The organism is Thioclava sp. JM3, assembly GCF_002213185.1.
Taxonomy (GTDB): domain Bacteria; phylum Pseudomonadota; class Alphaproteobacteria; order Rhodobacterales; family Rhodobacteraceae; genus Thioclava; species Thioclava nitratireducens.
Genome location: NZ_NBOB01000039.1, coordinates 1 through 1,432, shown reverse-complemented (window position 1 = coordinate 1,432; position 1,432 = coordinate 1). Strand labels below are relative to the sequence as shown.

The following is a 1,432-nucleotide window of genomic DNA, read 5'->3' as shown; positions in this document are numbered from 1 at the left end:
GCCGTGCTCAACGGCTATACGGCGCTCGGCATACCCGTCACGGAACTCGTGGGATAATTCTGTCCGGGGAAAGGGGAGCCTCGGCCATCACCCGATTTGTGCAACAGAGCCGCCGCGACCATGTCGAGCAACTCGCTGACATCCTCACCCACCACGCGAAGGTCGCCACCACAGTCGGGACAACAGGAGCCGGGATCGAGTTCGCGTCGTTCGCGAGGTGTCGTGTCCGAGACGCGCGGGCGTCGACGAGGCTTGATCTCAGCGGCATCGATCGCCGCAGGCACCTCCTCCTCGACTGACCCATCACGCTTCTCGGCAACTGCGACCAGCAGGTCTTCGAGCGCCAGTTCGAGCTGCGCGATCTCACGCTCAATCTTTTCCGAGGACTTTCCGAAGGCCTGTTTCTGGAGCTTGGCGATCCGCAAGCGCAGAGCCTGAACCAACTGCTCGTGGGCCTGAAGCGTGGCCGACATGCGTGCATTCTCCGCCTGAAGTGCGGCGATCATCGCCTTCAGGACCGCAGGATCATCAGAGAGAAAGTGAGCATCATCGGACATGCCGACTGATACCATGCACAGGTCGAAATGGCCAATAAAACAAGTGGATTCAGGTGGATAATCTGCCCGACCCGCGCGGGTGGTGCGCCCCAGTCCGGGCGCCTCCAATCGATCCCTTCCCAGAGCATCGCCAGCTGGGCGGAGGTCAGCCGCGCGGCCCCGGCCTTGGTGTTCGGCCAAGGAAACCGTCCGCGCTCGAGGACCTTGTAATAGAGGCAGAAGCCTTGGCCATCCCAGTAGAGCAGCTTCAGCCGATCCCCCTTTCGACCGCGGAACGCGAAGACCGCGCCGCTGGTGGGTTTCTGGCGCAGCACTTCCTGGGCCAGGGCTGAGAGCCCGGCAATTCCTTTCCGCATGTCGGTCGCGCCGCACGCCAGGTAGACCCGGACCCCGGTGCCTGGGCCGATCATGCCGCTTCCACCGCGCGGATCAGCCCGGTCAGCGCCTCACCATCCATGCTGCTGTCGAAACGGAGGCAGCGACCGTTCCCCAAACGCAGCTCGACAACAACCGGGCGAGCGGGTGGGGAGTGGGCCGGTTCGGATTGGGCACCGAAATCAAGAGGCAGAAAGACTGCTCCCCGATCCGGCGACCAAAGGCCCTTCTTCTTCAGGTCCCGGCGCCAGCCGTAGATTTGCGAGCGTGTGAGCTCATGTCGCTGAGCAACTTGCGTAACCGAAGCGCCGCCAACACCCACTTCCAGCAAGATCTCGAGCTTCTCCTCGTCGCTCCAACGACGGCGCCGTTCGACACCCAGAACCTCACCCAACATAGCGCCTCCCGATAAGACACATGGTGTGATTGCGGCTTCGTCAAGTGCGGATCGCGACGTCCGTCCGGGTCATGGTTCTCTCCGAGGTCGCAGCCTTTGCGCC

1 protein-coding gene and 2 pseudogenes are annotated in these 1,432 nt (G+C 63.1%); all 3 read right to left on the bottom strand.

From position 1 onward, the window contains the following. Window positions 1-110 precede the first annotated feature (110 nt). Window positions 111-557, bottom strand: a pseudogene (locus B6V73_RS20350) (IS66 family transposase); the annotation flags it as partial. A gap of 95 nt (window positions 558-652) precedes the next feature. Continuing rightward, window positions 653-967 (bottom strand): annotated as a pseudogene (tnpB, locus tag B6V73_RS20345) (IS66 family insertion sequence element accessory protein TnpB); the annotation flags it as partial. Continuing rightward, window positions 964-1,329 (bottom strand): transposase, encoded by a 366-nt coding sequence (locus B6V73_RS20340; protein WP_143597964.1) that lies wholly within the window; start codon window positions 1,327-1,329, stop codon window positions 964-966. The pseudogene tnpB and the gene B6V73_RS20340, both read right to left, overlap by 4 nt. Between the last annotated feature and the right edge of the window lie 103 nt (window positions 1,330-1,432).